Source organism: Novipirellula methanifontis (assembly GCF_052161655.1).
Classification (GTDB): domain Bacteria; phylum Planctomycetota; class Planctomycetia; order Pirellulales; family Pirellulaceae; genus Novipirellula.
Genome location: NZ_CP197418.1, coordinates 5,835,187 through 5,861,695, shown reverse-complemented (window position 1 = coordinate 5,861,695; position 26,509 = coordinate 5,835,187). Strand labels below are relative to the sequence as shown.

At 53.8% G+C, this 26,509-nt stretch carries 20 protein-coding genes and 1 pseudogene; 12 read left to right on the top strand and 9 right to left on the bottom strand.

Translation table 11 applies throughout. The features are described 5' to 3' along the window. Entirely contained in the window at nt 1-3,249 is a 3,249-nt protein-coding gene (locus tag SH528x_RS21200) for a dienelactone hydrolase family protein (RefSeq protein WP_442505451.1), read from the top strand. 43 nt (nt 3,250-3,292) lie between these two features. On the opposite strand, the gene SH528x_RS21195 is transcribed toward SH528x_RS21200, so the two are convergent. The 4 genes from SH528x_RS21195 to SH528x_RS21180 form a co-directional block, all read right to left on the bottom strand. After that, entirely contained in the window at nt 3,293-3,802 is a 510-nt protein-coding gene (locus tag SH528x_RS21195; RefSeq protein WP_442505450.1) for a hypothetical protein, read from the bottom strand. 427 nt (nt 3,803-4,229) lie between these two features. Continuing rightward, entirely contained in the window at nt 4,230-5,570 is a 1,341-nt protein-coding gene (locus SH528x_RS21190; RefSeq protein ID WP_442505449.1) for a Gfo/Idh/MocA family protein, read from the bottom strand. Nucleotides 5,571-6,090: 520 nt separating this feature from the next. After that, nucleotides 6,091-7,779 carry a potassium channel family protein gene (locus tag SH528x_RS21185; RefSeq protein WP_442505448.1) on the bottom strand — a complete coding sequence of 563 codons (1,689 nt, stop codon included), beginning with the start codon at nt 7,777-7,779 and terminating at the stop codon, nt 6,091-6,093. Further along, nucleotides 7,776-7,943 carry a hypothetical protein gene (locus SH528x_RS21180; protein ID WP_442505447.1) on the bottom strand — a complete coding sequence of 56 codons (168 nt, stop codon included), beginning with the start codon at nt 7,941-7,943 and terminating at the stop codon, nt 7,776-7,778. Before SH528x_RS21180 ends, SH528x_RS21185 begins: the two co-directional genes overlap by 4 nt. 350 nt (nt 7,944-8,293) lie before the next feature. Between SH528x_RS21180 and SH528x_RS21175 the strand changes: the two genes are divergently transcribed. Together SH528x_RS21175 and SH528x_RS21170 are read left to right on the top strand one after the other, a co-directional pair. Further along, on the top strand, nt 8,294-9,580 hold the full coding sequence (locus tag SH528x_RS21175; RefSeq protein WP_442505446.1) for an outer membrane protein assembly factor BamB family protein: 1,287 nt from the start codon (nt 8,294-8,296) through the stop codon (nt 9,578-9,580). An 84-nt stretch (nt 9,581-9,664) separates the two neighbouring features. Beyond that, a complete protein-coding gene (locus SH528x_RS21170; RefSeq protein WP_442505445.1) occupies nt 9,665-10,480 on the top strand; it encodes a hypothetical protein in 816 nt (271 codons plus the stop codon). Between the two features lie 146 nt (nt 10,481-10,626). On the opposite strand, the gene SH528x_RS21165 is transcribed toward SH528x_RS21170, so the two are convergent. Continuing rightward, nucleotides 10,627-11,457 carry a glycerophosphodiester phosphodiesterase gene (locus SH528x_RS21165; RefSeq protein ID WP_442505444.1) on the bottom strand — a complete coding sequence of 277 codons (831 nt, stop codon included), beginning with the start codon at nt 11,455-11,457 and terminating at the stop codon, nt 10,627-10,629. A gap of 324 nt (nt 11,458-11,781) precedes the next feature. On the opposite strand from SH528x_RS21165, the gene SH528x_RS21160 reads away from it, so the two are divergent. The 6 genes from SH528x_RS21160 (at nt 11,782) to SH528x_RS21135 (ending at nt 18,310) form a co-directional block, all read left to right on the top strand. Then, complete coding sequence (locus SH528x_RS21160) at nt 11,782-12,252, top strand: MarR family winged helix-turn-helix transcriptional regulator (RefSeq protein ID WP_442505443.1); 471 nt, start codon at nt 11,782-11,784, stop codon at nt 12,250-12,252. 464 nt (nt 12,253-12,716) lie between these two features. Further along, entirely contained in the window at nt 12,717-14,234 is a 1,518-nt protein-coding gene (locus tag SH528x_RS21155) for an ISNCY family transposase (protein ID WP_442505442.1), read from the top strand. A gap of 466 nt (nt 14,235-14,700) precedes the next feature. Further along, nucleotides 14,701-15,330: a trimeric intracellular cation channel family protein gene (locus SH528x_RS21150; RefSeq protein WP_442505441.1), complete on the top strand. Its 630-nt coding sequence runs from the start codon at nt 14,701-14,703 to the stop codon at nt 15,328-15,330. A gap of 383 nt (nt 15,331-15,713) precedes the next feature. Next, nucleotides 15,714-16,406, top strand: coding sequence for an SLC13 family permease (locus tag SH528x_RS21145; RefSeq protein WP_442505440.1), 693 nt, complete (start codon nt 15,714-15,716; stop codon nt 16,404-16,406). 620 nt (nt 16,407-17,026) lie between these two features. Further along, a complete protein-coding gene (locus SH528x_RS21140; protein ID WP_442505439.1) occupies nt 17,027-17,329 on the top strand; it encodes a hypothetical protein in 303 nt (100 codons plus the stop codon). Nucleotides 17,330-17,413: 84 nt separating this feature from the next. After that, complete coding sequence (locus SH528x_RS21135; protein WP_442505438.1) at nt 17,414-18,310, top strand: universal stress protein; 897 nt, start codon at nt 17,414-17,416, stop codon at nt 18,308-18,310. 283 nt (nt 18,311-18,593) lie between these two features. Here SH528x_RS21135 and SH528x_RS21130 read toward each other — a convergent pair whose 3' ends face one another. Next, nucleotides 18,594-18,872: a universal stress protein gene (locus SH528x_RS21130; RefSeq protein ID WP_442505437.1), complete on the bottom strand. Its 279-nt coding sequence runs from the start codon at nt 18,870-18,872 to the stop codon at nt 18,594-18,596. A gap of 140 nt (nt 18,873-19,012) precedes the next feature. Beyond that, on the bottom strand, nt 19,013-19,510 hold the full coding sequence (gene dps / locus SH528x_RS21125; RefSeq protein ID WP_442505436.1) for a DNA starvation/stationary phase protection protein Dps: 498 nt from the start codon (nt 19,508-19,510) through the stop codon (nt 19,013-19,015). Between the two features lie 643 nt (nt 19,511-20,153). Here dps and SH528x_RS21120 point away from each other — a divergent pair. The 3 genes from SH528x_RS21120 (at nt 20,154) to SH528x_RS21110 (ending at nt 23,598) form a co-directional block, all read left to right on the top strand. Continuing rightward, nucleotides 20,154-21,026: a universal stress protein gene (locus SH528x_RS21120; RefSeq protein ID WP_442505435.1), complete on the top strand. Its 873-nt coding sequence runs from the start codon at nt 20,154-20,156 to the stop codon at nt 21,024-21,026. 459 nt (nt 21,027-21,485) lie between these two features. Further along, the gene (gene hxpB / locus SH528x_RS21115) at nt 21,486-22,142 is read left to right on the top strand and encodes a hexitol phosphatase HxpB (RefSeq protein ID WP_442505434.1); all 657 of its coding nucleotides are present in this window, start codon (nt 21,486-21,488) and stop codon (nt 22,140-22,142) included. A gap of 277 nt (nt 22,143-22,419) precedes the next feature. Then, nucleotides 22,420-23,598: a CynX/NimT family MFS transporter gene (locus SH528x_RS21110; RefSeq protein ID WP_442505433.1), complete on the top strand. Its 1,179-nt coding sequence runs from the start codon at nt 22,420-22,422 to the stop codon at nt 23,596-23,598. 334 nt (nt 23,599-23,932) lie between these two features. On the opposite strand, the gene SH528x_RS21105 is transcribed toward SH528x_RS21110, so the two are convergent. Together SH528x_RS21105 and SH528x_RS21100 are read right to left on the bottom strand one after the other, a co-directional pair. Further along, nucleotides 23,933-24,070: a hypothetical protein gene (locus SH528x_RS21105; RefSeq protein ID WP_442505432.1), complete on the bottom strand. Its 138-nt coding sequence runs from the start codon at nt 24,068-24,070 to the stop codon at nt 23,933-23,935. A 43-nt stretch (nt 24,071-24,113) separates the two neighbouring features. Continuing rightward, nucleotides 24,114-26,507 (bottom strand): annotated as a pseudogene (locus SH528x_RS21100) (phosphoketolase family protein); the annotation flags it as partial. Nucleotides 26,508-26,509: the final 2 nt, after the last annotated feature.

The following is a 26,509-nucleotide window of genomic DNA, read 5'->3' as shown; positions in this document are numbered from 1 at the left end:
ATGCCTAGAACAACCGCCATTGTTGTTGCCATCCTTTTGTATGTTAGCTCCCACTGCCATCTGCTGGCGGCCGCGGAGCCGCTGGGTTTTACGGAACGGGTGCACGGTGCAGTCGAACGATCGCTGCCACTTCTGGAAATCGCGTCGGCGGAAACGGCGCAGCGCCGCACATGCTTCACCTGTCACGGGCAAGCGATGCCGGCCGTGGTCTTTGCCGAGGCCCGCAAGCATGGCTTTCACATCGACCCTGACAATCTGCTTCGCCAGCTTGAGCATACCTACGCGCACTTGAAACGATCGCAGAAACAATATGCCGACGGTCGCGGCACGGGAGGGCAAGTCGATACGGCCGGTTGGGCTTTGTGGGGACTGGAAGCTGGCGAGCGTGAGGCAGACGACATTACCGATCCGGTCGTCGACTACTTGTTGGGTAAGCAACGTGAGAGCGGCGTCTGGTCGTGCTCCAGCAATCGCCCGCCATCGGAGAAAAGCAATTTTGCGACAACGTACTTGGCGCTCCGCGCGATCGAAAACTTTGGTCGTCCGTCGCAACAGTTGAAAATTGAAGAGGCGATAACGAACGCAGCGAAATGGTTTGAAACCGCCGAACCGAAAGACACCGAGGATCGCGTTTTTCAACTGCTGTCTTTACCGTACGTTGGTCTTGACGAACGCTCCGAAAAATTGACTCAGGATTTGATTGCTCAGCAACGACCCGACGGCGGTTGGGCTCAACTAGCGGAGATGGAGAGCGACGCCTACGCAACCGCAACGGTTCTGTATGCCCTGGCCGAGTCGGGGATTGCGGTAACGGCAGACAGTTACAAACGCGGTCTGGAGTATTTACTGCGAACGCAATTAGATGACGGGTCGTGGCATGTTGTATCGCGTAGCAAGCCGTTCCAAACCTACTTCGAAACCGGTTATCCGCACGGCAAGGATCAGTTCATTTCGACAACGGCGGCCTGCTGGGCGACATTAGTGTTGTTGAACGTTCTGCCAGAGCAGCCGGCTGCGGAGATTGAAACGCTTGCCGGCACAAAGCCGCTTCATTGGCCTGAATCGGATCTATCAAGCCGCTTGATGAGCGGAGCTCACAAGTTCGTCGACTCGCGTATCGCCGTCGTCAACGAAAAACGCCACGAACTGGAAATTGATGACATTCAGAGAACAGAGCTTCGATCCGAACTTCGGACGGTACTCGGTGTTGTCGAACAACGTCTACCGCCGCAATTGGAACAATACGGCGATCAGTTGAACCCGGCACTCGTTGCCGAGTCGGATCGTTTTCGCGTTTTTCAAGTTCGCTGGCCGGTGTTCGCCAATATGTTCGGCGAAGGACTTTGGGTGCAGCAAAAGGACTCCGCCGTCGGCATGTGCGTTGTGGTTCCCGACGCCGATCAGTCACCCGAGCAATTGCTGGGACTCGCCGACGGACTCGGACCCAATGAACAGATTGCGAAGCGACTGGCAGCCACTGGTTTCGATCTGATCATCCCGACAATCATCAGCCGCGAAAAACTGCAGACCGATGACGACCGGATCAAGCGAGCCGACATGACGGATCGCGAATGGATCTATCGGCAAGCGTTCCACATGGGCCGGCACGTGATCGGTTACGACCTGCAGCGAGTTTTCGCAGCCGTCGATTGCTTCGCAGATCAAAATGAAGCCAACAAGCCGATCGGAATTGTCGGCTATGGCGAAGGCGGATTGATCGCCTTGCACGCCGCAGCGATTGACGATCGAATCGACAGCACGCTCGTCAGCGGCTACTTCGACAGCAGTGATGCCGCTTGGTCCGAACCGATCTACCGCAATGTGTGGCGGCGCTCGGTGCGGCTTGGCAATGCCGAAGTCGCCTCACTGATCGCGCCTCGTGGATTACTGATTGAGCACAGTCCGTTTCCGACTGTTGCGGGACACAAAGGCGACATCGTCACTCCGCCAGCGGATCGTGTGCAGACCGAGTTCAAGAAGATTCGACAAACTGCTAAGGGACAAGGCCCACAGTTAATTCTCGGTGACAACGATGTTCCGGCGACTCGTTGGTCCGACGAAGCTTTCACTGCATTCCTTGAAAACTTTGGCGCTGCGCAAACCGCCATAGCAATCGACGGCCTCTACGAACGACGCGCCGATGCAGCGTTGCGAATTGCACAGCGGCAGCAGCGATGCACCGATCAGGCCGAGCAGCACGTTCAGGCTCTCGTCCGGCAATCCGAGCACGTCCGGGATGACTTCTTTCTGTACAAAGTACACCCGGAATGGAAGGATCGACCTTGGAGCACGGACAAGACGCACGATGTCGTTGCGGATGACGTTTTTGTTGCAGCCACCGAGAAGTTCCGCGAACGTTTTACGACCGAAGCAATGGGCCGTTTTGACGTGCCGCTTTTGCAACCCAATGCGCGGACGCGAAAGGTTGCGGAAACCGACCGGTGGACCGCCTACGACGTGGTGTTAGATGTGCACGAGTCGTTGTTTGCCTGGGGCACTTTGTTAATTCCGAAAGATTTACAGCCAGGAGAACAACGACCGGTTGTGGTCTGCCAGCACGGTCGCAATGGCATCCCGCGTGATACGATCGACAACGGCAAGACTGCCTACAATGACTATGCCGCCAAGTTAGCCGAGCGAGGCTTTATCACGTTTGCGCCCCATAACTTGTATCGTGGAGAAGACAAGTATCGTTGGCTCGATCGCAAGGCCAATGCGATCGGTTGCACGCTGTTCAGCTTCATCATCGCCTCCCACGATCAAATGCTCCGCTGGCTGGACTCGTTACCGTTTGTTGATGGCGACCGGATCGCGTTCTACGGCTTAAGCTACGGCGGTGAGACCGCAGTCCGAGTGCCCACGGCGCTACCGAAGTATTGTCTGTCGATCTGTTCGGGCGACTTCAACCAGTGGACACGCAAAGTCGCATCGACCGACCAACCATTCTCGTTTATGCGGTCCATCGAGTGGGAGATGCCTTACTGGAACCTCGGACGCACGTTCGACTATGCGGAGATGACCTATCTGATGTACCCCAGACCATTCATGGTGGAACGTGGTCATCACGACGGCGTCGGCCGCGACCAATGGGTGGCCCATGAATTCGCCAAAGTCCGCTGGCTGTACGCGCAATTCGGAAAATCAGATCGTGTCGGCATCGAGTACTTCCAGGGCGGCCACAGCATCAATGGGCAAGGTACTTTTGATTTTCTTCACAAGCACCTGAACTGGCCGCCACCGCCGCAGTAAAGATCGCGCGCAGAAAGCGGGACAGTAGGCCTTCGCACTACCTTCAGTAACCTGATGGAAAGACTCGCTCTAGCTCACGCGTGTCGATTCGATATCCGGCGTAGCGAATCACAATTTTCGTGATGAATCCGAGTGATTGCCATTGGCTCGACGCCGTTTGGGCCGACGCGTACGAGTTATGAATCGAAACGGATTCCCACTGAGGCTGCGGCACAAACTCGGTCACCCGCCATTCCGCGACCAGATGAAGTGCGATCCAGAGGATCGAGTCTTGGATCGTGTCGTAGTCTTCGGAAACCGAAAATGTGGCCCAGTCGCTTCCGTCTTGGTAACTTGTTTCGGTGTACCGATACTCAAGCCGGTACATCAAATCTGGCACAGGTTCGGCAACAAACAACTCGTATTTCGTCGTTTGTTCGACGGACGCGAGGTTAACGACTGGTTTTAAGTTTTCTATGCGACTCGCGAGTTTGCCTGACACCGGCTCGGCTGCCAGCAGTGAAGTAGAAAAACCGATTAACATCAGAGCGGCAAAAAATGGGACACGGTTCATGACTCTGTTCCAAACGAGATGAATATTGGGACGCGAAAGAGCTTCAGCGGCCTCCTATCCAACAAAGCGGAACGATCGCCGAATTGTTACGTCGCAGGGTTATCCTCACGTGCGCAGAAAAGGGGGGGCGGGTACCGGCGGTTTGGGTCAAACGCTTTAAAATCGGCTCCTTTTTAAAAAAACGTATTACGCCGATTGGCCCGGTTCAGCTTGTGGCAATCCACATCGGCGCAAGGATTCACGCCATCGCTACGTTGGCAGAGGTCTTTCAGCGTGTCTCTGCAATAACACTATCCGACTGGCTCTGAAACAATCTCCGGGGCGATTTCCGCCAAAGGTCTCGGGTGTCTTTGTTCTACGAGACCTCAAGGTTATAACCTTCCGGAGTGCTATCAGTCACTTTTGGGTTTACAACCCGGTGAGCCGACTAGACGCGATGGATTTCAAAGCCTTCGCGTGGCGTGCGTGCAAAGAACGTGGCGGCTTCCTCGTCGTCCAAGATTTGCTCCGACTTGGGATCCCATTTGATGGAACGCCCCAAGCGAGCGGCAATCGCCGACAGATGGCAGGTACTCATCGCTTGCACGTGAGTGAAGACATCCGAGATCGGCTGTCCGCCTTCGCGAATACAGCGATAGAAGTTGTCTTTGTGACCCTCCGGTTTCTTGCCTTTGTACAGCGCCATCACGTCGTCCTGGGTGAACTTGTCCTTGTCCCAGTTTTCTTCGATCGGCAGGCCTGTGATTTTGCCACGATTGACGAACATCTTACCCTTGGATCCTTCAAACGTGATCCCGTTGTCACCACGGCTGGTCACGTTCATCTCGATTCCGTTATCAAATTTGCACTTCACTGCGAAGTCGTGCGCAGTGTTGTAGGAATCATCCACCGTCGCGTAGCCGTTCTCGTAGGGAACGGGGTGCTTGGCGTCGCTGCCATCAATTTCGATTGGGCCTTGACCGTCACCGTTCTGGCCAATCGCCCAAGTTGCGATGTCAACGTGATGAGCGCCCCAGTCGGTGAACTTGCCGCCTGAGTACTCGTACCACCAACGGAATTCGTAGTGGCAACGTTTCTCGCGGTAGTCGACCTTCGGAGCTTGCCCCAGCCACATGTTCCAGTCCAATTCTTTTGGTGGCTCCGCAACAGGAAACGGTCCGCCGGTGGGGCTGCCGTTGATTCCGACGGTTACCTTGGAGATGTCGCCAAGCAACCCTTTCTGCACCATGTTCACCGCACGCAAAAACTTATTGCGATCACTGCGTTGTTGCGTTCCCACAACGAATACCAAATCAGGGTATTTACGACACGCGTTACGAATCAATTGATTCTCTTCAAGCGTCAATGTGAGAGGCTTTTGGCAGAACACATGCTTGCCAGCTTCCAAAGCTTCAATGGCAATCTTCACGTGCCAATGGTCAGGCGTGACGACGCTGACAACGTCAATGTCCTTGCGATCCAAGACCTCGCGATAGTCTTTGTAAGTATCCGCTTTGCCTTTACCAATCTTGTCGTCGTTCTTAGCTCGATCCGCATGGCGAGAATCAACATCGCAAACTGCAACGATGTCACCAAAGTTCGCGTGGCCACGAGCATCCCCGGTGCCCATACTGCCGACACCGATACAACCAATGGTCGGTCGATCGTTCTTGGCTTCATTGGCAAAGCTTGCCTGGGTCCACGGGAAATAGGCAACCGCTCCAGTCGCCGCCGCAGCGGTTCCCGTGCGTTTCAAAAAGGTACGTCGATTCGAGTCGTGTTTTTTCATAAGTCTGCATTGATGGGTGGGGTGAGCTAGGAGACAGGGGCATTATACAGGATACTCTTTCCGTGTTGGGCCGGCATCCAGCCAATTACTCGCGATTGTGAGTGGCTCGAACGCAGCGATGAGTGGTTGGTTACCGATTCGTTTTCGGGCCCTGAATTCGGATGGCACACAGCACACCTGTAGGGTGGAGAAGAAAGGGGCTTGGGCTGGGCCGCTAAACTTTGATGTTGTCGTGATCTTTGTTGCGCAATATTTCTGCCACCTCTCCACCAACTTCGAAGACTGCTGATTTAGTCATGAACGCACTAGGCCGGAGGCCGACACAGTAACAGCGATTGTGTCGCCCTCTGGGCTATGTATTTCTATATCCACTAGTCGGTGGCTTACACCACCGGCAGCATGTGTATCGGCCTCCGGCCTGTCATCGTGGTGGTTCAGCACAGCATCATTGACCAAGAGCTCTTTGATTCGTCTTCGATAACAACTGAACTGGCCGCAACTGCGGCGGTGAACATCGACGTTATCGATCTAGATGCAGATCCAGGAAGCGTAGTTGCGATTCCTCGGTACCGATCACGAACATCTCTCCGCCTGCGGGGAGAGTGGTGTCAGGACCTGGATTGACTTGCAGTCCTTCCTTGCTATTGATGGCGATCACGCTACAACCGGTTCGTTGCCGCACAGCGCCGTCCGTGAGAGTCTTTCCGGCAAGCGACGGCGGCACGTTCACTTTAAATACGTCCAGACCTTCGGCTAGCAATAATACATCGCTGCGACGGAGTAGATTGAAGATCGCATTGGCCCCCATCGACGCCTCGGAGATTACGAAATCGGCGCCGGCGCGGTGCAATGTATGAATGTTACGCTCGAGTGTCGCGCGACTGATGATCTGAATGTCCGCGCGCAACCGTCGACAATAAAGTGTCAAGTAAACATTCAGCGCGTCGTCGTGGGTCGTAATCACAACCGCAGACGTTTCCATAATTCCGGCTTGCTTGAGGATTTCCAAGTCGGCCGCGTCGCCTACGATCAGTCGGTCGTCGTGCTTTTGTCTAGCTTTCTTCTCCACAACCCGATATTCGATCGCCTGCTGATCGAGGCCACGAGCGGTCGCGGACCCGACACGGCCGAAGCCGAGAATCACGACCGGCACGTCGCTGGCGTGATAAATACAGAACAAGCTATCGTATTCATCGAGTTGGTTGCGTGTGCCAGCCAGCACTAAAACGGTATTCTCGGTTATCAGTGTATCGGGACCCGCGTTTTGATAGCGCCCTCGTTCCCACACACCCGACACAGTGATATTGACGTGATCACGCAAGCGAATGTCGCGAAGCGTTCTTCCGACCAATGGCGTTCCCGCCGCGCTGGCCTCGGCGATCAACAAATCATCGAACTGCCCGATGACGTGTGATTTTGCATCTCGCCCGATCACGCGTCTGGCCAGTGACCGGCCCATCATTTCCGCGAGCTCCAGGACTCGAGTGCAGCCAGCAAGTTCCAGAATGTCGACCGAAGCAACATCGGCGGCGGTGGCGACAATTGGCACAGTCTCGGAAATCTCGCGCGCCGTGAAGGCGACGTTTGTATTGATGACGTCGCTGCCGACGGTGGCCACGAGTGCCGCCTTGTCGGTGCGCAACAGCCGATAGGTCTCCGGATCATCCAATTCCCCAACGACGACTTTCAAGTCCAGATCATGAAGTCGCAACGCTTCCGCGACTTCCGAAACAAGAATCACGTACGGGTATTTGAACTGCGTCAGCTTCTTGATCAAAGCGGCCTCGACCGGTCCGTAATTTGTCACGATCACGTGACCCTCGGTATTGGCAGGCAGGCTGCGAGGCGCCCGCGCGGCCTCCTGAGCTTGGATCCACGGTGCGTAGAAAAATTGAATGAAAGTAAACGGCAGCAGGATCAGCATGAACAAAGTTCCGCTCATCAAAACGACCATCGAGAAGATCCGGCCCAGGTCGGTGTGAAAAGTAATGTCGCCGAACCCCAGAGTGGACATCACGGTTAGCGTCCAATAGACGCCGGTGATCCAAGTGTAGCGACGACCCTCCCACGCCATCAGGTAATGAAAGAGTACGCTGTAGACGAGGATCATCCCGATCAGCAAGAGCACGAACTGAGCCAGCACCCGCAAGTTGCGGCGGCTGGCACGGTTCTGCATAAAATGCAGGTACAGTGTCGTGAATGATTTCATTGCATCTCCGATGTCGTAATCAACATTCTAGTCGTGGCGGACAGCTGTGACGACGACAACAAGTCATTGAGTTCCTTTGCATCGAGAACGCCCTGCTTGAAAGAGAAGTTCGGCAAGAAGCGAATGTCTTTAACCGGTGACCAGCGCCGTCGTTTGGCAATCATAGGCAAGCTCCTCGGCCGCCGTTAGGACGGAAATGGCCGGAAAACGAGGCCGTGCTCTCATTCATAACGTTCTACACTTTTCCGCGAGAGTTCTCGCGTAGCCGGGTAATCTACATGCCGTTGAAACAAATAGGAGGCCCGGTCTGCGGTCACGAATTCGAAATTGGGCGAAAACGGATCCAGTACGGCTACACGCTGGGACACAACATGCAGTGCTGAGCAGTAGCAGTCCGGTTGGTCTCCAAGACTCGATTCCGGTGCGATCTGTGAACGTGGTGATTGCCTGCAGCATTGCTGATGCAATAGGATAGCGGCCATCTGATCTGTACCCGTCCAGGAGAGAGCTACCGATGAAGCCGATCACTGTTGTCATTTGTGCACCGCTATTGTTTATTATCGGCGCGAACCATTGTCTGTCAGACGACTGGGGATCGTGGCGAGGCCCGACCAGCAATGGCATATCGACGGAAAATAACGTTCCGACAGAATGGTCAAAAGACAAAAATGTGGCGTGGCGAGTTGAATTGCCAGGACCCGCTGGTGCCACGCCGGTTGTCTGGGGCGACCAAGTCTTCCTGACAACAGTCGACGGCGCGAGCCTGCTGCTGATGTGCTTCGGAACCGACGGCAATGAACAATGGCGAAGAGAAATCAGCAAGGGCAACAAGGAGGCACGCGGCGATGAGGGCAATTCGGCGTCACCGTCGCCGATCACGGACGGCAAACATGTCTGGTCCTTCATGGGCACCGGAGACCTTGCTTGCTTCACGGTTTCCGGAGAGCCGGTTTGGCAAGTTGATCTGCAGAAACGGTATGGGAAATTCGACATTGCATTCGGCATGTCGGCCACCCCCGTACTCCACGATGGACGCCTGTTTGTTCAGCTGATCCATGGAGATGGAAAACCGACGACACAGGAAGCCATCGTTGTGGCAATCGACGCGGAATCAGGCGATCACGTGTGGAAGGTTGAGCGTGTGACAGGGGCTGCGAAAGAAAATGAGCATTCGTACGCATCACCCATGCTGTACGATTTCGGCGACAGCACGTTTCTGATCACTCATGGAGCGGATTACACCGTGGCGTATTCGCTTGAGGACGGGAAGGAAATCTGGAGGCTCGGCGGCCTGAACCCTCAGGGCTCGAGCTATCACCCGACGCTGCGTTTCGTTGCATCACCCGCTGCGGCGGAAGGCATCGTGGTGTGCCCGACCGCGAAAAACGGACCTATCTTTGCAGTCGCTCCCGATAAAAAAGGGGATCTGACCGATAGCGATGCGATCCTTTGGGTCCGAGATCAACACACGCCGGACGTGCCGTCTCCGCTGATTCTCGACGATCTGATCTACCTCTGCCGAGAAAACGGAATGCTGCTTGTGCTGGATCGGAAGACCGGCCAAGAGGTATACATGGAACGCACTCACAACCACCGACATCGCGCTTCGCCGGTATTCGCAGACGGCCATATTTACCTGACTGCCCGGGACGGCAAGATCACCGTGGTGAAAGCGGGGCGTGATTTTAAGATTGTCGCACAGAACGATACTGGCGAGACGATGTCGGCCTCGCCCGTGATCTCAAACGGCACGATCTATCTACGAACATTTGACGCCCTGTGGGCGATCCGAAAAGATTGATCGGCGAGAAAGGGAACGGAAGTGATAGATTGTCCACGGATAGGAAATCAACTGCCCGATTGTATTTAGCTTGCGAGCGCAAAATTGGACGCACAATCAAACCGCCGATCACGAATCGTTTCTGTGGGGATCGTTGCGTTGGCGGCGAGCATATGGTTCGCATCGGCACCGTTTCTGGTTCGCACCAATCCTAACGTGCCAGCAGTCTTCCTGTTTGGGGCTACGATGTTCTTTTGCTGCATTGTGGGAGCCTGGCTAGGGCTTGGGAAAAATCACTTGCGTTGGCTACTCGCGATCGTCACGCCTGTCCTGATTGGCTTCGGCGTGACGTCGGCTATTGGCTTAGGAAATGAAGAAAGGGCTGTCTTTATCTACATGTTTTGCGGCGCAACGGTCCTTGCGGCATTGACCACGTTTCTGCTGCGAGTGGCAAAAGGCGATTATAAGCAAGTCGAGCTGGACGAATCGACGACGGACGCGCTGCAGTTTGGAATTCGCGATCTATTAATCTGGACCGCAGTCTTAGCAGTGGTCGTGGCTATCTTGAAAGCGATTCTGGGTGTTGAGTTTAGAATTTATAGCCAGCAGTTCACAATGATCGTGGTTGTTTCAGTCAGTTTTTCGCTCGCAACGGTCATCGACATATGGGCCTTTCATGGCAAGCAATTGACACCCACGAAGATACTTGTTGTTTTTGTGATGACTTGTTGTGCGATGTTGGCGAATTATTTCGCAATCGAACGTTTCAAATGGTTCTTCCCCTCCGTGTTCCTGCTCGGTCAAGCACTGGCCGTTGCGATGATGGTGTCGTTTCGAGTGCGTGGATATCGATTTGTCAAACGCGTTCGCAGCCAGCCGAGCGATCCGACCGTTGACGCAGAAACTGCGTCCGGCATTTGAGGTCAAACGTTTCCTCGAGAATGCATCAGCCGCCCAGCGTTGCGCCGCAGCGGTGACTCGCTGTAGCGGCGTTCCGTTGGACGCACGAAATTCGGGATGCTGTCGACACCCGCAAAGCCAAAGCGAGTGACGCGTCACGGACGAGGTCACTTTTTAATTTTCGCGGGCAGATTCTCTTTGGTCTGTTGAATGACCGTTGGTATGTCCGTGCAGGCAACGTCCAATCCTAAACCGATCGCCAAGTAGTAATCCTCTACTTTGTGGCCAGGCCAGCCGTTGATCTTGAACCCCAGTTTTTGAGCCTTCTGCACCAACTCTCGCGACGTTCCGGAAATGCGACAAGCGATGTGCGTCGCTTGCAAACGTTCTGCACGCTCGATGAGCTCCTGTGACAGCGGTTTGCTGGCGATGATCGCAATTGGCCAATCCGCATCGCGCTTGCGCATTTCCACCAGTGGCCATTCGTCAAAGGACGTGAATGGATAATCTGAATCAGCTGGCTTGTACTTCTTGGCCAGCGAATACAGTTTCTCGCAATACTCAGCAATCCGAGCGTCGGGATACAGTTCCTTGTTGCTGGTCTTCATCTCCAGCTCGAGATACACACCCGGTTTGTCCTGGAAGTATTTGAGGTAGTCTTCGAGAAACAAAAACGCCTGCCCCTTCTTTGTTCGCACATTCTTCAACTCATCCGCCGTCTTCGCTTCGACGGGGCCACTGGCATTGTGAGTCCGGTCCAGGCTGTCGTCATGCAACAACACCAACACGCCATCTTTGGTCATCCGAATGTCCGTTTCGAAGCCGCGAATCCCTCGCTCGTAACAAGTCGCGAAACCCTCCATCGTGTTCTCTTCGAATTCGTGAGCGCCTCCACGATGTGCAAGAATCAGCGGCGTCTGATCCGATTCTTCGGCGAAGCTATTCACACTGAACGCCAGTGTCGCCATCAGTTGACACAGCAAAACGAAACGTAACATGAGCATCCCATCATCAAGGTGAAACAAGGGTTTGAGTAGTGCCGATTGTAAACCTTGTGCGCCACTGCGGAAACGCCTCGCAGCTTTCTCTGCATGTCAATTGAAATGTGACAGCAAAACTTCATGCAGGCAACTTTTAATCTTAATCCTACTTGTAATCCTAAGCTCCCCTGCCTCCCAGTATGGATGGACTCGGCCCTGCGAAATGTTGCATGCAGACAACTTCCATAGGGATGGTCTTGGAAAGACGACGGCCAGCATGTTGACTTGCAAGAGGTTTACATGGAAACTAACTTTGAATACCGCACTGCTTTGGACAATAAGATGACCTCGACACTACAGCAAGATCTCAAGATGCGGGGGCCGTTCACTTCGGTCCAGCACGAAGCGATTCTGAGCGTACTGCGGACCAGCGATCTGCTTGAAAATCGCATCGCACGGTTACTCCGGGAATATGGACTGACATCGTCTCAATACAACGTGTTGCGGATTCTTCGCGGCGAAGGCAAGCCGATGCCCTGTTTGGAGGTTGCCAATCGGATGATTCAGGTAGCCCCCGCGATCACGCGAGTCGTCGAACAACTTCGGAAGCTTGACTTCATCGACAAGCGGCAAAGTCAAGAGGACCGCCGGGTGTTTTACATCGAGATAAAACCAGCGGCAAAGCGTTTGTTGAAGAAGATTGATCAGCCGCTTTTGGATTTGCACGGCAGACAGCTCGCTGACGTATCGCCTCGCGATCTGAAGATCCTGATTAGAATTTTGGAGTCTGTACGCCAGCAATCCGCAGATTGATTTTTAATCCACTCGCGTCGGTAGGAAAGGATGTGCGGCCACAAGGCAAACACATTTTCTCGCTGGACCATTTATGGTGGAGCAAGCGAAACCAAAATGAAGAGATTGGAAACGCATGACCTATGGATATTAACGGCACTTCTCGTCCGGTAGATCCGGGTGTTCGCATGGGTCATGTCCACCTGAAGGCTGCCGATCTGGAGCGAGCGACGCTCGTACCCAGGCTCCTGCCTGGTACGCACTGCTTTCGAGGCTCCCGCCTCGTCTTTTCTCGCTCGGCAGGCGGGAGCCTGCAATTCATTGGGTTCCCAGGCAGGAGCCCAACGCCGTGAACTATTTTTAGGTTGGAAATTACAGTATTTACGTTTCGTAGCTAGTGTCTGTCATCAAACAGAATGATCCCGTGTTTTACGGGGTTATTTAGAAAAAAGCTCCTTGAAGACTGAACCGTTTGACCGGTTCGAGTGTTGAAACAGTTAGGAAAAACCAATTTCATCACAAATCTTCAAGGAGTGGTCGAGATGCGAAAGAGTTATGAACCTCAGATGCGGTTCGCAGCAACCCCCATCGCGCAGTTGCAATTGAATCTGAATTGTCGTGACGAAATTATACCCGTTCTCGCTGCCCTGCGTCATGTCTATCTCGACGGTCCGCTGCGAAGAAGCCTTACCAACTTAATCGCGCAAGATGTCAGTGAGCTCTCGCGCCGCGATACCGGCAGACCCGGTTTCGATGATTGGCAAATTCTCGTGCTGGCAGTGCTCAGAATGAATTGCAATTTCGACTACGACAAACTCCAAGACCAAGCCGAGAACCATCACAATCTCCGTACGATCCTCGGTGTTGACGATTGGGAGCAAGACCCGAATTTCGACTTTCGCCGTATTCGCAATTCGTGTTGTCTGATCAAGCCTGAGACAATTGAGAAGATCAACCACATCATTGTTCGACACGGACAACAGTTCCATGGCGATGCAGTAGGATCGGCTCGCGCCGACTCGTTCGTGATCGAAACGAATATTCATTACCCAACCGAAAGCAGCTTGATGTACGACGGGATGCGGAAGATCATCCCGCTGGCCCGCACCCTTGCTGACGAAATCAGTCTTCCTCGGTGGCGTCAGTCCGCTCACTTGTTAAAGACGATCAAAAAGCTTCATCGACAAATTAATCAGCTCTCTGCCAGTCGTATCGTCAAAAAGAAGGAGGCGATCGAATCGCTCTACTGTAGCCTGATAGAGCGTGTAGACTTGATCCTCCAAAGAGTCAAAACACTGGAAAAGGCAGCGAAAAACGCATTGCCTCTCTCGCTGCACATTCGGCTTGAGGAACTCACGGGTTGGGCCAGTTTGACCCAACAGGTTCGTGATACCGCGCATCGCCGAGTGGTGCTGGGCGAGAGCGTTCCCAACAGCGAGAAGCTGTTCAGCCTTTTCGAAACTCATACGCAACTCTACCAACGTGGCAAAGCAGGCGAGCCGATTCAGTATGGACGACTGGCAATGATCTTTGAGGACGGTGCGGGCTTCATCAGCCATTACTATCTGATGGATCGTGATGAAACCGACGGCAGTGTCGTGGTTGAGCAAACGAAGATCGCCCAGCAGCGTCACCAAGGTAAGCTTGAAGAACTTTCGCTTGATCGTGGCTTTCACAGCGCGGCGAACGTTAAAGCCTTGTTGCCGATCGTTGGCAACGTCAGTTGTCCATCGCGGAACTCTCAAAACTTTGCAACCGAAGTTGCCAACGAGTCAGACGACTCACGCCGACGTCGACACCGTCACGCAGGAATCGAATCCGCGGTCGGTGCGTTGCAGCGGGGCAACGGATTGAAACGTTGTCGTGACCGCAGTGAAGTTGGTTTTAAACGCTATCTTGGCCTAGCCGTGCTGGGGCGGAACCTGCAGGTGCTTGGCCGGCTATTGATCGCGGCAGAAAACCCCGACGCTGCAGCGGCAAAGACAGTACGTGCAGCGGCCTAATTAGGTCAAAGACACAACGCAGAGTTGATCAACGACACCCTCCTGGCTGAAGGTACGCGCAGTCATCTGAAAACACTGCAAATTCGCCCCTCATCGTGGTGTTGAAGGCGGGTCGCCAACAATCTTCACACTAACGTTTCGCCCTCTCAAGCTGTAAAATTACGCCGCCTCGAGGTTTTATGACAGACACTAGCTACGCTCGCCAGAGCGTGGATTGTTGGCGTCCGATGCAATTCACCACCTTCTGGCGAAGGTAGCTATCTAAAAATCGTTCACGGCGTTGGGCAGGAGCCTTGGAACCAGTGGTGTCCAAATTTGAAATCGCGAATAGTCATCGTGCCTAGCGAGTGTTTTATCATCCAGATTATTCACAGCCGATAATAGATAAATTCGTGAACACGAGAGGTTTTGTTCTGTCAGATTAGCCGGGTGGCCAAGCGACCGTCAACGGAATAGTTTGCTTTCTATGGTCTTATACATTCTCGATATGATTGGCGTCGCCGTGTTCGCGGTGAGCGGTGTCCTGGCGGCAGGACGCAAGAGGTTTGACGTACTCGGAGTCGCTATCATCGCTATCGTTACGGCGATTGGCGGAGGCACAATCCGCGACGTCTTACTTGATCATCACCCCGTTTTTTGGATTGAGGATGCGACCTACCTGTTAGTCATCCTCGCGACTGCCCTGCTGACGATCCTATACACACGCTTCCGCAAGCCGCCGCGAACCTCGTTGCTGGTCGCCGACGCTTTCGGACTGGCTCTGTTCGCGATTAGCGGTGCCCAGGTTGCAGAGGCACAGAAATTTTCAGGGATCATCGTGGTGTTGATGGGAACGATTTCGGGCACGGCGGGAGGTGTGTTGCGAGACATCTTGTGTAATGAAGTTCCGTTGTTGTTACGTCAACCGGATTTGTATGCAACGGCCGCGATCGCAGGGGTGACGGTCTATTTGCTGTTGCAAACGGCTGGCTTGTCGCAACCTCAGGCTGCGGTTTCGGGCATGGCCGTGGCGGCCGCCCTGCGTTTGGCTACCATCCATTGGGGGCTGCGACTACCGATTTATCATGCATCCGACGAGACCGAGTCAACCAAGTGAAAACGCCCTATCGGTCGAGTGTCTGAATCGGCCGTGGTTCATTTGTCGTTGCAAATAAACCACGGATCAAATGATTAATAGGAGGATCGAAACAGCATGAGTCAAATCCACCACTATTCGATTCCGGTACAGGTCGGAGTCATGATAAGTCTGCAAGACAAATGAGAGATTCAATGTGCTTTCCTTGGCACGATGCTCGATCTTCCGATGACAACTGTGACACGTGTAGAAAATGTTGGGATTGCCGTGATGGCAATCGCAAACATCGCATCATCCGGAATGCTTTTCTTAAGCACGACACAAAACGGTGCGTCTCTATACAGCGACAGTGACAACCTGCGGTCACGCTTACGTCACCTTATCAATGTCATTAAACTTTGCGCATGACTATTGATATTTGGATAGTGACTTGTGTTCTGCTGGCGACGATCATTGCATTCGTGGTTGACCGATTCCGGCTTGACGTGGTTGCGTTCGTCTCACTGTTGGCGCTTCTGCTCACTGGTATCCTCACACCCACCGAGGCAACAGCGGGTTTCTCTAACTCGTTGGTACTGATGATCGCAGGACTCTTCGTCGTCGGTGGTGCGATCCTGGAATCCGGAGTCGCCGATCTCGCGGGCGGGTGGTTAGGTCGAGTTGGCGGCAGGTCCACGATCCGGCTAACGGTGACCGTGATGCTCGCCAGTGCGTTGTTATCGGCATTTCTCAGTTCAACCGGGACCGTCGCGGTGATGTTGCCGGTTGTGCTAAGCCTCTGTCGCCGCGCGAAAATATCGCCGTCAAAGCTGCTGATCCAAGCTATCTCGAACACCGCGACTAGTGTATTGATTGCACCACTTGCACTTGAACTTGCCCAGCAGCTTGACGTTTCTCCCTATCCATTATTGATGGGCGTTGCTTTGGCTGCGTCGACGGCATTTTCCACGCCCGTTGCATCTCCGATCAACGCTTTGGTAACCGGAGCGGGAGGCTATCGCTTTGGTGATTTTTTAAGAGTAGGCGTGCCGCTTCAACTGCTGATTCTCGTTGCGACGCTTGCTATCGTGCCGTATCTGTTTCCATTCACTCCCTGAATCGTTCCGATCGGCTTCGCCCGTATCTAGTCTGTCGTTGCTAAGCGAACGATGACCATTCGTGGCAGAGTTCGTCAACAATCTCGATCGTTGCTGATAAACAAGCGGTTTGTCGATGTCCACACTGACTTGCAGACAATTTCCGCCTTCGTTTTCCCAGCGTTCGATCTCGTGTTCGTGCATCCTGTCGATGTTCATTGCAATTCTCCTCGGATTGTCTAAGTCAGTATGTGATGCGTCATCGCTTCATCACTTGCGAATGTCGCGACGAGTCCCGCTACCACTTCAATGACGCAAACGGCGCACCAACGAGTTGTTGTCAGTGGGGGTATAGGCACAACCGTGGCGATCACCTTTGAGCGAGTCGCAAACCTTCTAATGTCTGGCGTTTGCGAGAACCAGGAGTGTCAACCTGAGTTATCACACTGCAATCGGGGGTGACATTTTCGTCGCGAAACGGACTTGCAGAGCCATGAAAACACACGCTCATCCTCGTTGGCGCAATCGTTGCATTATTTAGGTCAGTAGTGAAAGTCGCTTGGCATTTCTGAATAGGATCCCACGCAGACTCGCGACTTTTCTGGCACACCTGCTTACTGGCACACCTAGAGGTATTCGCCATGGTTTTGTGGAAGACATCGCCGTCTCCTTTGGTCCGTACCGAGATCGCGCGCCCGCGACAACTAAGTATCCGACGTGTACCACGAAAAATCAGCAAGGTTCCACAGCCATCGAAACGCGACCTAGCTGCAAGTGCTAAATCACCAGACTACCGCACATGTCGCGATGATGAGGAACGATACATCTTCAAAATTGTGTTGCTGATGCTGCTCATACTCGTCCTGCCCGCAGTCCTGATGCTGCTCTACATCTTCCTCAACCCTGGAGCTTTCCAATACGACATCACCGCAGTTGCGGCGTAATCAACGTCGCGTAAGCTTCCAGATTGCGTTTCACCGTTGATCGCAAGCTGGAAGCTTACGCAACCTACAAAGGAACTTACACACATGCATATCTTGACCGCCTACGACGACTCACCGTACTCCAAATATGCCCTGAATTGTTTACGCCAACTCCCACATCGAGACGAGATTGATCTCTCGCTCGTCACGGTGTCTGCGTTCCCTTCCATGGTGGACTGGTCCGGAACGACTCAGGCAAACTATGCCACCCAGTTCGTCAAAGCGCAACGCGAAGCGGATGAAAAACGAATTCAAGAAATTGCTGACTCGGTCGATGGTGATTTCCGCAGCATCCGCACTCATCTTCCCAGTGGGCCTCCGGGCGTTGAGATCGTCGAACTTGCCAAGTCAGAGAACGTCGACCTGATTGTCTGCGGCGCGATCGGTCGCTCAGCGATTTCGCGAGTCTTCCTGGGCAGTGTTTCTGGCTACGTCGCAACCAGTGCTGAAAGTTCGGTTCTGGTGATTCGTCCGCCCGCCGTCACATCGGGAAGCTCCTTGCCCGAACCTGTTGTACCGCGGCGTGTGCTTGTCGGTGTCGGTAACGCTCAAACCGATGGACGGCTGTCGGATTGGATCGCTCGACTGCAATTGCCGCCGGACACCGAGATTGATTTAGTGTATGTGATGGAAACGCGGCCCGAATACGAACTTGATCTGTTGCGAAAGGCATCCGCATATTGGGAAGAAGTTCGCAGTGCGGCATCCGGGCATATCGAAACGATGCGCGATGAACTGACTGACGCCGGTCACCGTGTGCAACGCACGCTTGTTGAAGCCCCGCACATCGGTGCAGCCTTGGTTGAACACGCAAACAAGCGAGACTGCGACCTGATCATTGTCGGTGACAGACGAGAGACAATCGTCGCAAGAATACTGCTAGGCAGTACGTCGCGTCATGTCCTACGCCAGGCACCGTGCAGCGTATTGATTGCACGGTGAGATCGTGTTTCGCTTCTGTCTAATTGGCAAACTGAATGAATCCAATCGAATAGCCTCTACGGTATAATCGATCGACAAACAGCAGCATCCATTCAATCGATTCTTGCATATCGACCCGGGCAGCGGCATCGTGCTGATGGTCTGCACCGCTGTCGCTTTGATCGCGGCCAATTCGCGTCGGGCAGCTTCATCAACAATTGTGCGGTCGTCCAAACGAGTGTCGGTCGCAACCAAGATATTTTTGAAGCTAGCCATGGATTCACGGTCTCCGTAATGGAACTTATTAAGTTGCTCTTGAAACCAACACGCAGCAGAGAAACAACCGATTTAGCGTGCCACGACGGCGATCGCCGGTGACGATCAGGTCGAAGTCGTGCTGGTCGGCGTAGGAAAGTAACGCATCACCGACGTGTGGTGTTTTAATGATGACCGGCTTCGCATCGAAATCCCAAGTACGGATCGATTGGGCGAGCGAATTCGCCCGTGATTCGGCTGCTGTTTTGGATTGACGCCAAGATTCCGTTGCTCGCTGAACAATGTTCTTCCGGTAGAACGTAAGCAACTCCAATTTTTCCTTACGTCTCTAAGGGTCTCCCATCGAAACTCGCCAAGAGTTTCGACGTTCCTGATTTACCCTCTCAATGTCAATGGTGTGGAAGCATCTCTTCCACCCTCCCTCGGGCATCATCGTCCACGCAAGACCTACCCTTGCAGGTGTGATTCCAAGAAGTACAAGCTCTTGTTGACTTCACGCGTGATTTCGGTGAACAGGTCCGCGGTCACGGCATCGTTCTCATCTTCGGCACGTTTGATTGCGGCACGCGACGACGCGCCGTACGCAGCGAAGCGATCCGCCATCGCGATCACGAACTCCTTGCCGTCGGTCATCTCACTTGGCAGTTCTTCAATGTGTGAGTTCTCGGACGCCATTCGCGCGGTTCCCTTCGCCAAACCGCCCAACGCCGTCGCTCGCTCAGCGATGTCATCCGCATAACGAATGAAGTTCGCGGCAAGTTGGTCGAACAACAGATGCAATGACATGAACTTCATGCCTTTCACGTTCCAGTGAGCTTGCTTGACCTGCGAGTACAGATCGAACGTATCGGCAAGCTGCTGATTCAACAGATCGACCATCGACTCGCGAGTCGCCTGTGCAATGTCGATACGAGTTTCAAGTTCCATTGCAGTCGTGGTATTCATGATTTGTTCTCTCTTCAAGTTGGGGATACTCTTTCGCGGGTCGCCCATTGTAGACACCGCTGAACGTAGTCTCAATAATGCACTCTGCGTTCCAATATTAACCAAAGTCGAGAAAGGCAGCGGAATGCCTAGCAATAAAAGATTTCGTTGAGCAACGCGGTGGCGAGCACGTCAACTATCAGCTGACGCCGGTAACTCGAGGTGACGCTTTTCACTCGGGCTTGATCCGTCTCTCGACGAAAAGTTTTCACAAGGCACTTTGCCAACGGATTTCGTGAGTGCGTAACGAAAGGTACGCGCGACCTCCGCGATCACCGAACTTGCACCCACCTCTCGGCATGCGGGTTGCATTAGTGGCTTGTATCAGTATTGGAGTGCTAACAAAAACCTTACTCAGTCGAGGTAAGGACCGTCGGAAGAATAACTGGCGGCGTCTTCCGTAGTGGACGAGGCAACGTGTCCTTGTTGGCTGAATGAAGCTGCAGGACTCGTAGTCTCGTCCACTACCGCCCGCCAATTATTGTTCCGAACGTCCTAAAGAAGTGAGCTCGGTCCGAAATGCGATTGCACGCACTGTCGATGCGCATCACCGTGTCGAGTTACGAGTCCAACACCTCCCAAGAAGATGTCGGTGAGCAGAGTAATGAAGACCATTGTAGTTGCAACAGATTTCTCAGAACGCTCGGATCGTGCGATCCGCCGCGCGAAGCTGCTGGCGAGTGAATTTGATTCCAAGATCCATTTGGTTCACGTCGTTGATGACGATCAGCCGCAGGTGATCGTGCAGGCAGAACGGGATGCATCGACGAAATTGCTTGAGGAGCTGACACATACTCTCGGAGAGATTGATGCCGTGAAATACGACTTTCGTGTCGTGCTTGGCAATCCGTTTACCGGAATCACGCAGGCAGCCCGCGACATTGACGCTGACTTAATCGTGATCGGCCCGCATCGTCGACAACTTCTTCGAAATATCCTGGTCGGGACAACTGCCGAGCGTACGATCCGGACCGCGGTCCGTCCCGTCTTGATGGCCAACGGAGTTCCGACAGGGCCGTACCGTCGAGCAATCGTGGCGACGGACCTTTCGTCCTATTCCGAAACAACGATTCGCACCGTCAAATCACTAGGTTTGTTCGATCGGCTGACCGTTACTCTGCTTCATGTTTTCAGCGTTCCGGCAACAGCTCTGATGAGCCGCGCGTCGTTGAGTGATTTTGAGAAGCGAGCGTTTGTCATGGGAGAAAGAAAGCGAGCCAGCGAAGAAGTGAAGTCATTTATTGACAGGATCGACATTGAAGGGTTCTCGATGCTTCTCAAACCGTCCACTCTCGATACCGCCGATACGATTTGCTCGACGGCAGAAGAGTTGTCAGCCGAATTGATCGTGGTCGGAACGTGCGGTCGATCGGTAATTGCTCGGGCATTGATGGGAAGCGTGACAGAAAGCGTGTTGCGAAACTCCAACCGCGACATACTTGCGATTCCACCGCGGCAGAACGACGCGGTATCCTGATCTCGGAAATCTCAACTGTCATTCACCGCTGTAGCGGAACTCGTCAAGAGTTTCGAACTACATCCCGAATCACCTCTGGGGTGTCACTAAGCTGCTGTAACGCAGCATTGCCGTTTCCCACTGGATCGGTGATAGAGTTTCCGACTACACCCGCATTGAGCTGCCTGGTCAGCATCCTAGAATGTCGAGACAATCTCAAACATACGTTGCACTGCCCAGTCATGGGGATCGGCGGAAGCCATCGAGGAAACGACATTTGCAAGGAACGCCGAGGAAAAAAACGCCGAAAAGATGCTAGGCGGATCGTGCTTGTGTAACAGCAACGGTGTCAGGGGGAGCTTAAACGGCTTCGCCATGATTTTGTTCTCTGACGGGCAGTGTGGTGAATACCGATCATTGCCTGCATGACACGTGCACCGCTGGAGAAGTTCAAGATTCGCAAAACGAAAAGTGCAAAGAATGATGATTGCAGCAGCAGTGTTTGACATGGATGGGTTGATGATTGACTCGCAGCCCTATTGGCAAGAAGCCCAATTGGATGTGTTTGCGCAGCTCGGCGTTGCAATCACCCGCCAGGATACGATCGACACGACAGGTATGCGCGTCGATGAGATTGTCCAAAGGTACTACGAAAAGTCGCCATGGGATTCGGTCAGCCGCGAAGACGTCTGCAACCGAATCGTGGACTGCGTGATTGAACTGGTGCGTGTTAACAAGCCCGCGATGCCGGGACTGAACCACGCGATTAGCGTTTGCCAACAGTCTGGATTGAAACTCGCAATCGCATCATCGTCACCGATGACGTTGATCCAGGCGACAATCGACGCGCTCGATCTACATGACGTTTTCCAAGCGGTCGTATCGGGTGCCGATTTACGGTACTCCAAGCCTCATCCTGAAGTTTACTTGAACGCCTGTGACGCGTTGAGTGTCCAGCCTCAGCGGTGCCTCGCGTTGGAAGACTCGTTCATTGGGCTACTGGCTGCCAAAGCAGCGCAGATGAAAACGATTGTCATTCCTGAAGCGTTGGCCGCAAATCAAAAGCGTTTTGTCATCGCCGATCGACAGCTTACCTCGTTGCAGGAATTGACTGCCGACCTGCTGAATTCTCTTTAGACCAATTTACTAAAAGTTCCTGGGCGAAGTGGATTATCCGGCGAGCGAGGCAATCAGCGTTGTCGCTTGGCGCCGTTGTCGGTTGCGAACGCAACTGTAGCGGAAGTTGTCAAGACTTTGCTTTGCGGTAGACTTCCACTCTGCAAATTGCCAGCATCGAAAATTGCCAACATTCAATCCACGCCTCGACCCACACGGAGGGTTCAGCATCAAAAGTCATGGCCACACTGAGAGCGTCCATCACGTCTCGTCGCCCAAACCGTCCTTAGTTCTACCTATGCATCGCCAGTCGCGTTCGGCGAACCTGTTGTTGATCTCAGGCATCCTGCTCGTTGCTGTCAACCTGCGTCCCGCACTGGCGAGCGTTGGGCCGTTGGTTGAAGACATACGTCAGTCGACGGGGCTGTCCAGTTCGCAGTTGGGTCTGTTGACCACATTGCCGCTGATCGCGTTTGGAGTTATCTCAACCTTAACGCCCTTGTTTACTCGGCGGTTTGGTATTGGTGGCACGTTGCTCGGGGCGATGGCATTGCTGGCTGTCGGTGCTGCAATGCGGTCGATCGCATGGCTGCCCGCCCTGTATTTGGGCACTCTTCTTTTGGGTATCGCAATTGCGTTTGGCAACGTATTGCTGCCGAGTCTGACGAAACGCAATTTTGCCTCACGTTCTGGATTCGTCACGAGTCTTTATTCCAGCGCGATGGGATTGGGAGCTTCGCTGGCAGCGGGGGTTAGCGTCCCGTTGGCTGGCGATTTCAAACTGGGCTGGCGAGGAGCGTTGGGCGTCTGGGCTATCCCAGCCATGGTTGCCTTCGTTGTTTGGTTGCCGCAGGTTCGTCGTTTAACGAGATCAGAACCAAATCGAAGCTTTCAAAAGGCTATGAAGCATCTCGGCGGCTCGAAATTGGCATGGCAAGTCGCACTCTTCATGGGCCTTCAGTCGCTGACCTTCTACGTCGTCTTAGCTTGGCTGCCCGCCATCTTGATCAGCAGGGGCTACGACGCGACGTATTCAGGTTGGATGTTGTCGTTGTCACAAGCGATGGGCATTTTAGGATCATTGATGATTCCCACTTATGCGGGAAGAAGAACGAACCAACGCAGTATCGTATTTTTATTGGCAGTGGTCGAATCCATTAGCTTGGCCGGGCTTCTGTTGGATCCGATGGGATGGAACGCGTTATGGGTTTCGCTTCTTGGCTTCGTTCTGGGCGGCTCCTTCGGATTGGCGCTCCTGTTCATCGTCCTTCGATCGAGCGACACGGAATCCGCCACAGAACTTTCTGGTTTTGCGCAATCAATTGGCTACCTTGTTGCGGCAACCGGCCCCCTATTCTTCGGCGGGCTGTTTGATTTGACCCAGCGCTGGACCTATTCCTTTCTTTTCCTATTCGTCGTCGGAGTGGTAAAACTCACGATGGGTTTAGGAGCCGGGGCAGCGCGAACGCTGGAGTGAGCCTTTTTTTAAAAAACTCACGCCTGCCGAGCGAGAACAGACGAGGCGGGCGCCGCCAAAGTAGTGCGTTCCAACGCAGGAGCCCAACGCCTTGAACGCTTTTTGTGCTGCCAATTACGCATTTGCGGTTCGTAGCTACGCTCGCCAGAGCGTGGATTGTTGGCGCGCAAATGCGAATCACCACCTTCTGGCAAAACTAGCTACCAGAAAACCGTTCACGGCGTTGGGCAGGAGCCTGGGAACGAGCGTCTATTGCCGGCAGTCACCGAAAAGTGTCCTAGGTTCTTTTATTTCAGGTGTCGATTTTGGGGGTGCCAGAATCGGTAGTTCTCGGTTACGCGAGCGGTGCTTTTGTTGTCCTGCTCAGGTCTTCCATGATCCTCTCTGCCAACTGCTGCATGCTTTTGAGCATCTCGGCATCGGGTAGCCCATCGACTTTCAGATGGATGTCCCAGATCTTTTGTTTGCTCATGCTTTGCTCGTCGTGCGTAGTAGACACTCCATCCGCAGTTCACTCATGATTCTTGATCCGAATGGTTCTTGGGGTCCCCCCATCGCCAGTTGCGGACTTCCGGCATGTCTGCCCCGTGCTTACAAATGTACTGTTTGTGTTCGATTAATTTCTCACTGATCGCCTGCTTAGCGTATGCCGCCTTGGCTCTTAGCTTGGGAACCCGGTCGATGACATCTCCAACAAGGTCGAATCGGTCCAAGTCGTTTAGCACCACCATGTCAAACGGTGTCGTCGTCGTGCCTTCCTCTTTGTAGCCGCGGACGTGAAGATTTTTGTGATTGCTCCGCCGATACGTCAGCCGGTGGATCAGCCATGGATATCCATGAAATGCGAAGATAATTGGCTTGTCAGTGGTGAACATGATGTCGAACTCCTTGTCGGACAAACCGTGCGGATGTTCGCTGTCGGGTTGCAGCTTCATCAAGTTCACGATGTTGATGACCCGAACTTTCAAATCCGGAAGATGTTTTCGGATCAGATCAACCGCCGCGAGCGTTTCCAGTGTCGGCACGTCGCCACAACAAGCCATCACAACGTCCGGTTCGCTTCCCTGATCGTTACTCGCCCACTCCCAAATGCTGACGCCGGCTTCGCAGTGTTTGATTGCTTGATCCATCGTCAACCATTGTGGCATCGGCTGCTTGCCCGCCACGATGACATTGACGTTGTTGCGGCTACGCAAACAGTGATCGGTCACAGAAAGCAGACAGTTCGCATCGGGCGGCAAGTAGATGCGAATGATTTCGGCCTTTTTGTTCACGACGTGGTCAATGAATCCGGGGTCTTGATGGCTGAATCCGTTGTGATCCTGGCGCCAAGTGTGTGACGAGAGCAGATAGTTGAGCGACGCGATTGGACGTCGCCAGGGAATATCGCTGCAAACCTTCAGCCATTTCGCGTGTTGGTTAAACATCGAGTCGACGATATGGATGAATGCCTCGTAGCAGTTGAAGAATCCGTGGCGACCGGTCAACAAGTAGCCTTCGAGCCAACCCTGGCACTGGTGCTCGGACAGCATTTCCATGACGCGACCGTCGGGCGAAACATGGTCGTCGCTCGGCAGGATTTCGCCCACGAAGCCGCGCCCCGTCACATCAAATACATCCGCCCAGCGGTTCGACGCGTTCTCGTCGGGACTGAAAATACGAAAGTTGCGTGATTCGAGATTGTTTTTCATCACGTCGCGGATGAACTTGCCTTGCACCCGAGTGGCTTCCGCGTTGACGCTGCCGGGACTCGGCAGCTCGACTGCATAGTCACGAAAATCGGGCAACCGTAGACTTTTCAAGAGTGCGCCTCCGTTGGCATGAGGATTCGCGCCCATCCGCCGCTCACCTTGCGGTACCAGTTTTGCCAATTCCGACTTGAGCCGGCCTTGATCGTCAAATAGCTCGTCCGGTCGATAGCTCTTCATCCACTGTTCAAGCTGCGTGACATGTGCAGGGTTCTCGTGTAACTGCCCGAGTGGCACTTGGTGGCTGCGCCAACTCCCTTCGGTTTGCACGCCATCCACCTCGCGCGGCCCTGTCCAACCCTTGGGCGAGCGAAGCACGATCATCGGCCAACGCGGACGCGAGGCGTCATTGTTCTTTCGAGCGTGGTTCTGAATGCGGTGGATCTCGTCGGTTACCTGGTCCATCGTTGCGGCCATTTGCTGATGCATCCGCTCGGGATCGTCGCCTTCGACGAAATGCGGTGTATAGCCGTATCCACGCAACAATTGGTCGAGCTCTTCGTGGCTGATGCGAGCCAGCACGGTAGGGTTGGCGATCTTGTATCCGTTGAGGTGCAAAATTGGCAGCACGGCGCCGTCATGAATCGGATTGAGAAACTTGTTGGAATGCCAAGACGTGGCCAGGGGCCCGGTTTCTGCCTCCCCGTCACCAACGACACAGGCTGCGATCAAATCGGGGTTGTCAAACACGGCACCGAACGCATGGGACAACGAATAGCCCAGTTCGCCACCCTCGTTGATGCTACCCGGCGTCTCGGGGGCAACATGGCTGGGGATGCCGCCGGGGAAACTAAATTGTTTAAACAACCGCTTCATCCCCGCTTCGTCTTGCGTGACGTTGGGATAGTGTTCGGTGTAGGTGCCTTCCAGATACGTGTTGGCGACCAGAGCGGGCCCACCGTGTCCCGGTCCGGTGACGTAGATGACGCTCAGGTCATGATTGTTAATGACGCGATTCAGATGGACATAGATAAAATTCAGGCCTGGCGTCGTACCCCAGTGGCCGAGCAGGCGTGGCTTGATATGTTCCGTTCCCAAGGGGGCCTTCAACAATGGATTGTCGAACAAGTAAATTTGCCCGACCGACAAATAGTTCGCCGCTCGCCAATACGCGTCAATGTGCTGCAGTTCTTCCGGTGTGAGTGGCTCGGCCATGTTTTCAT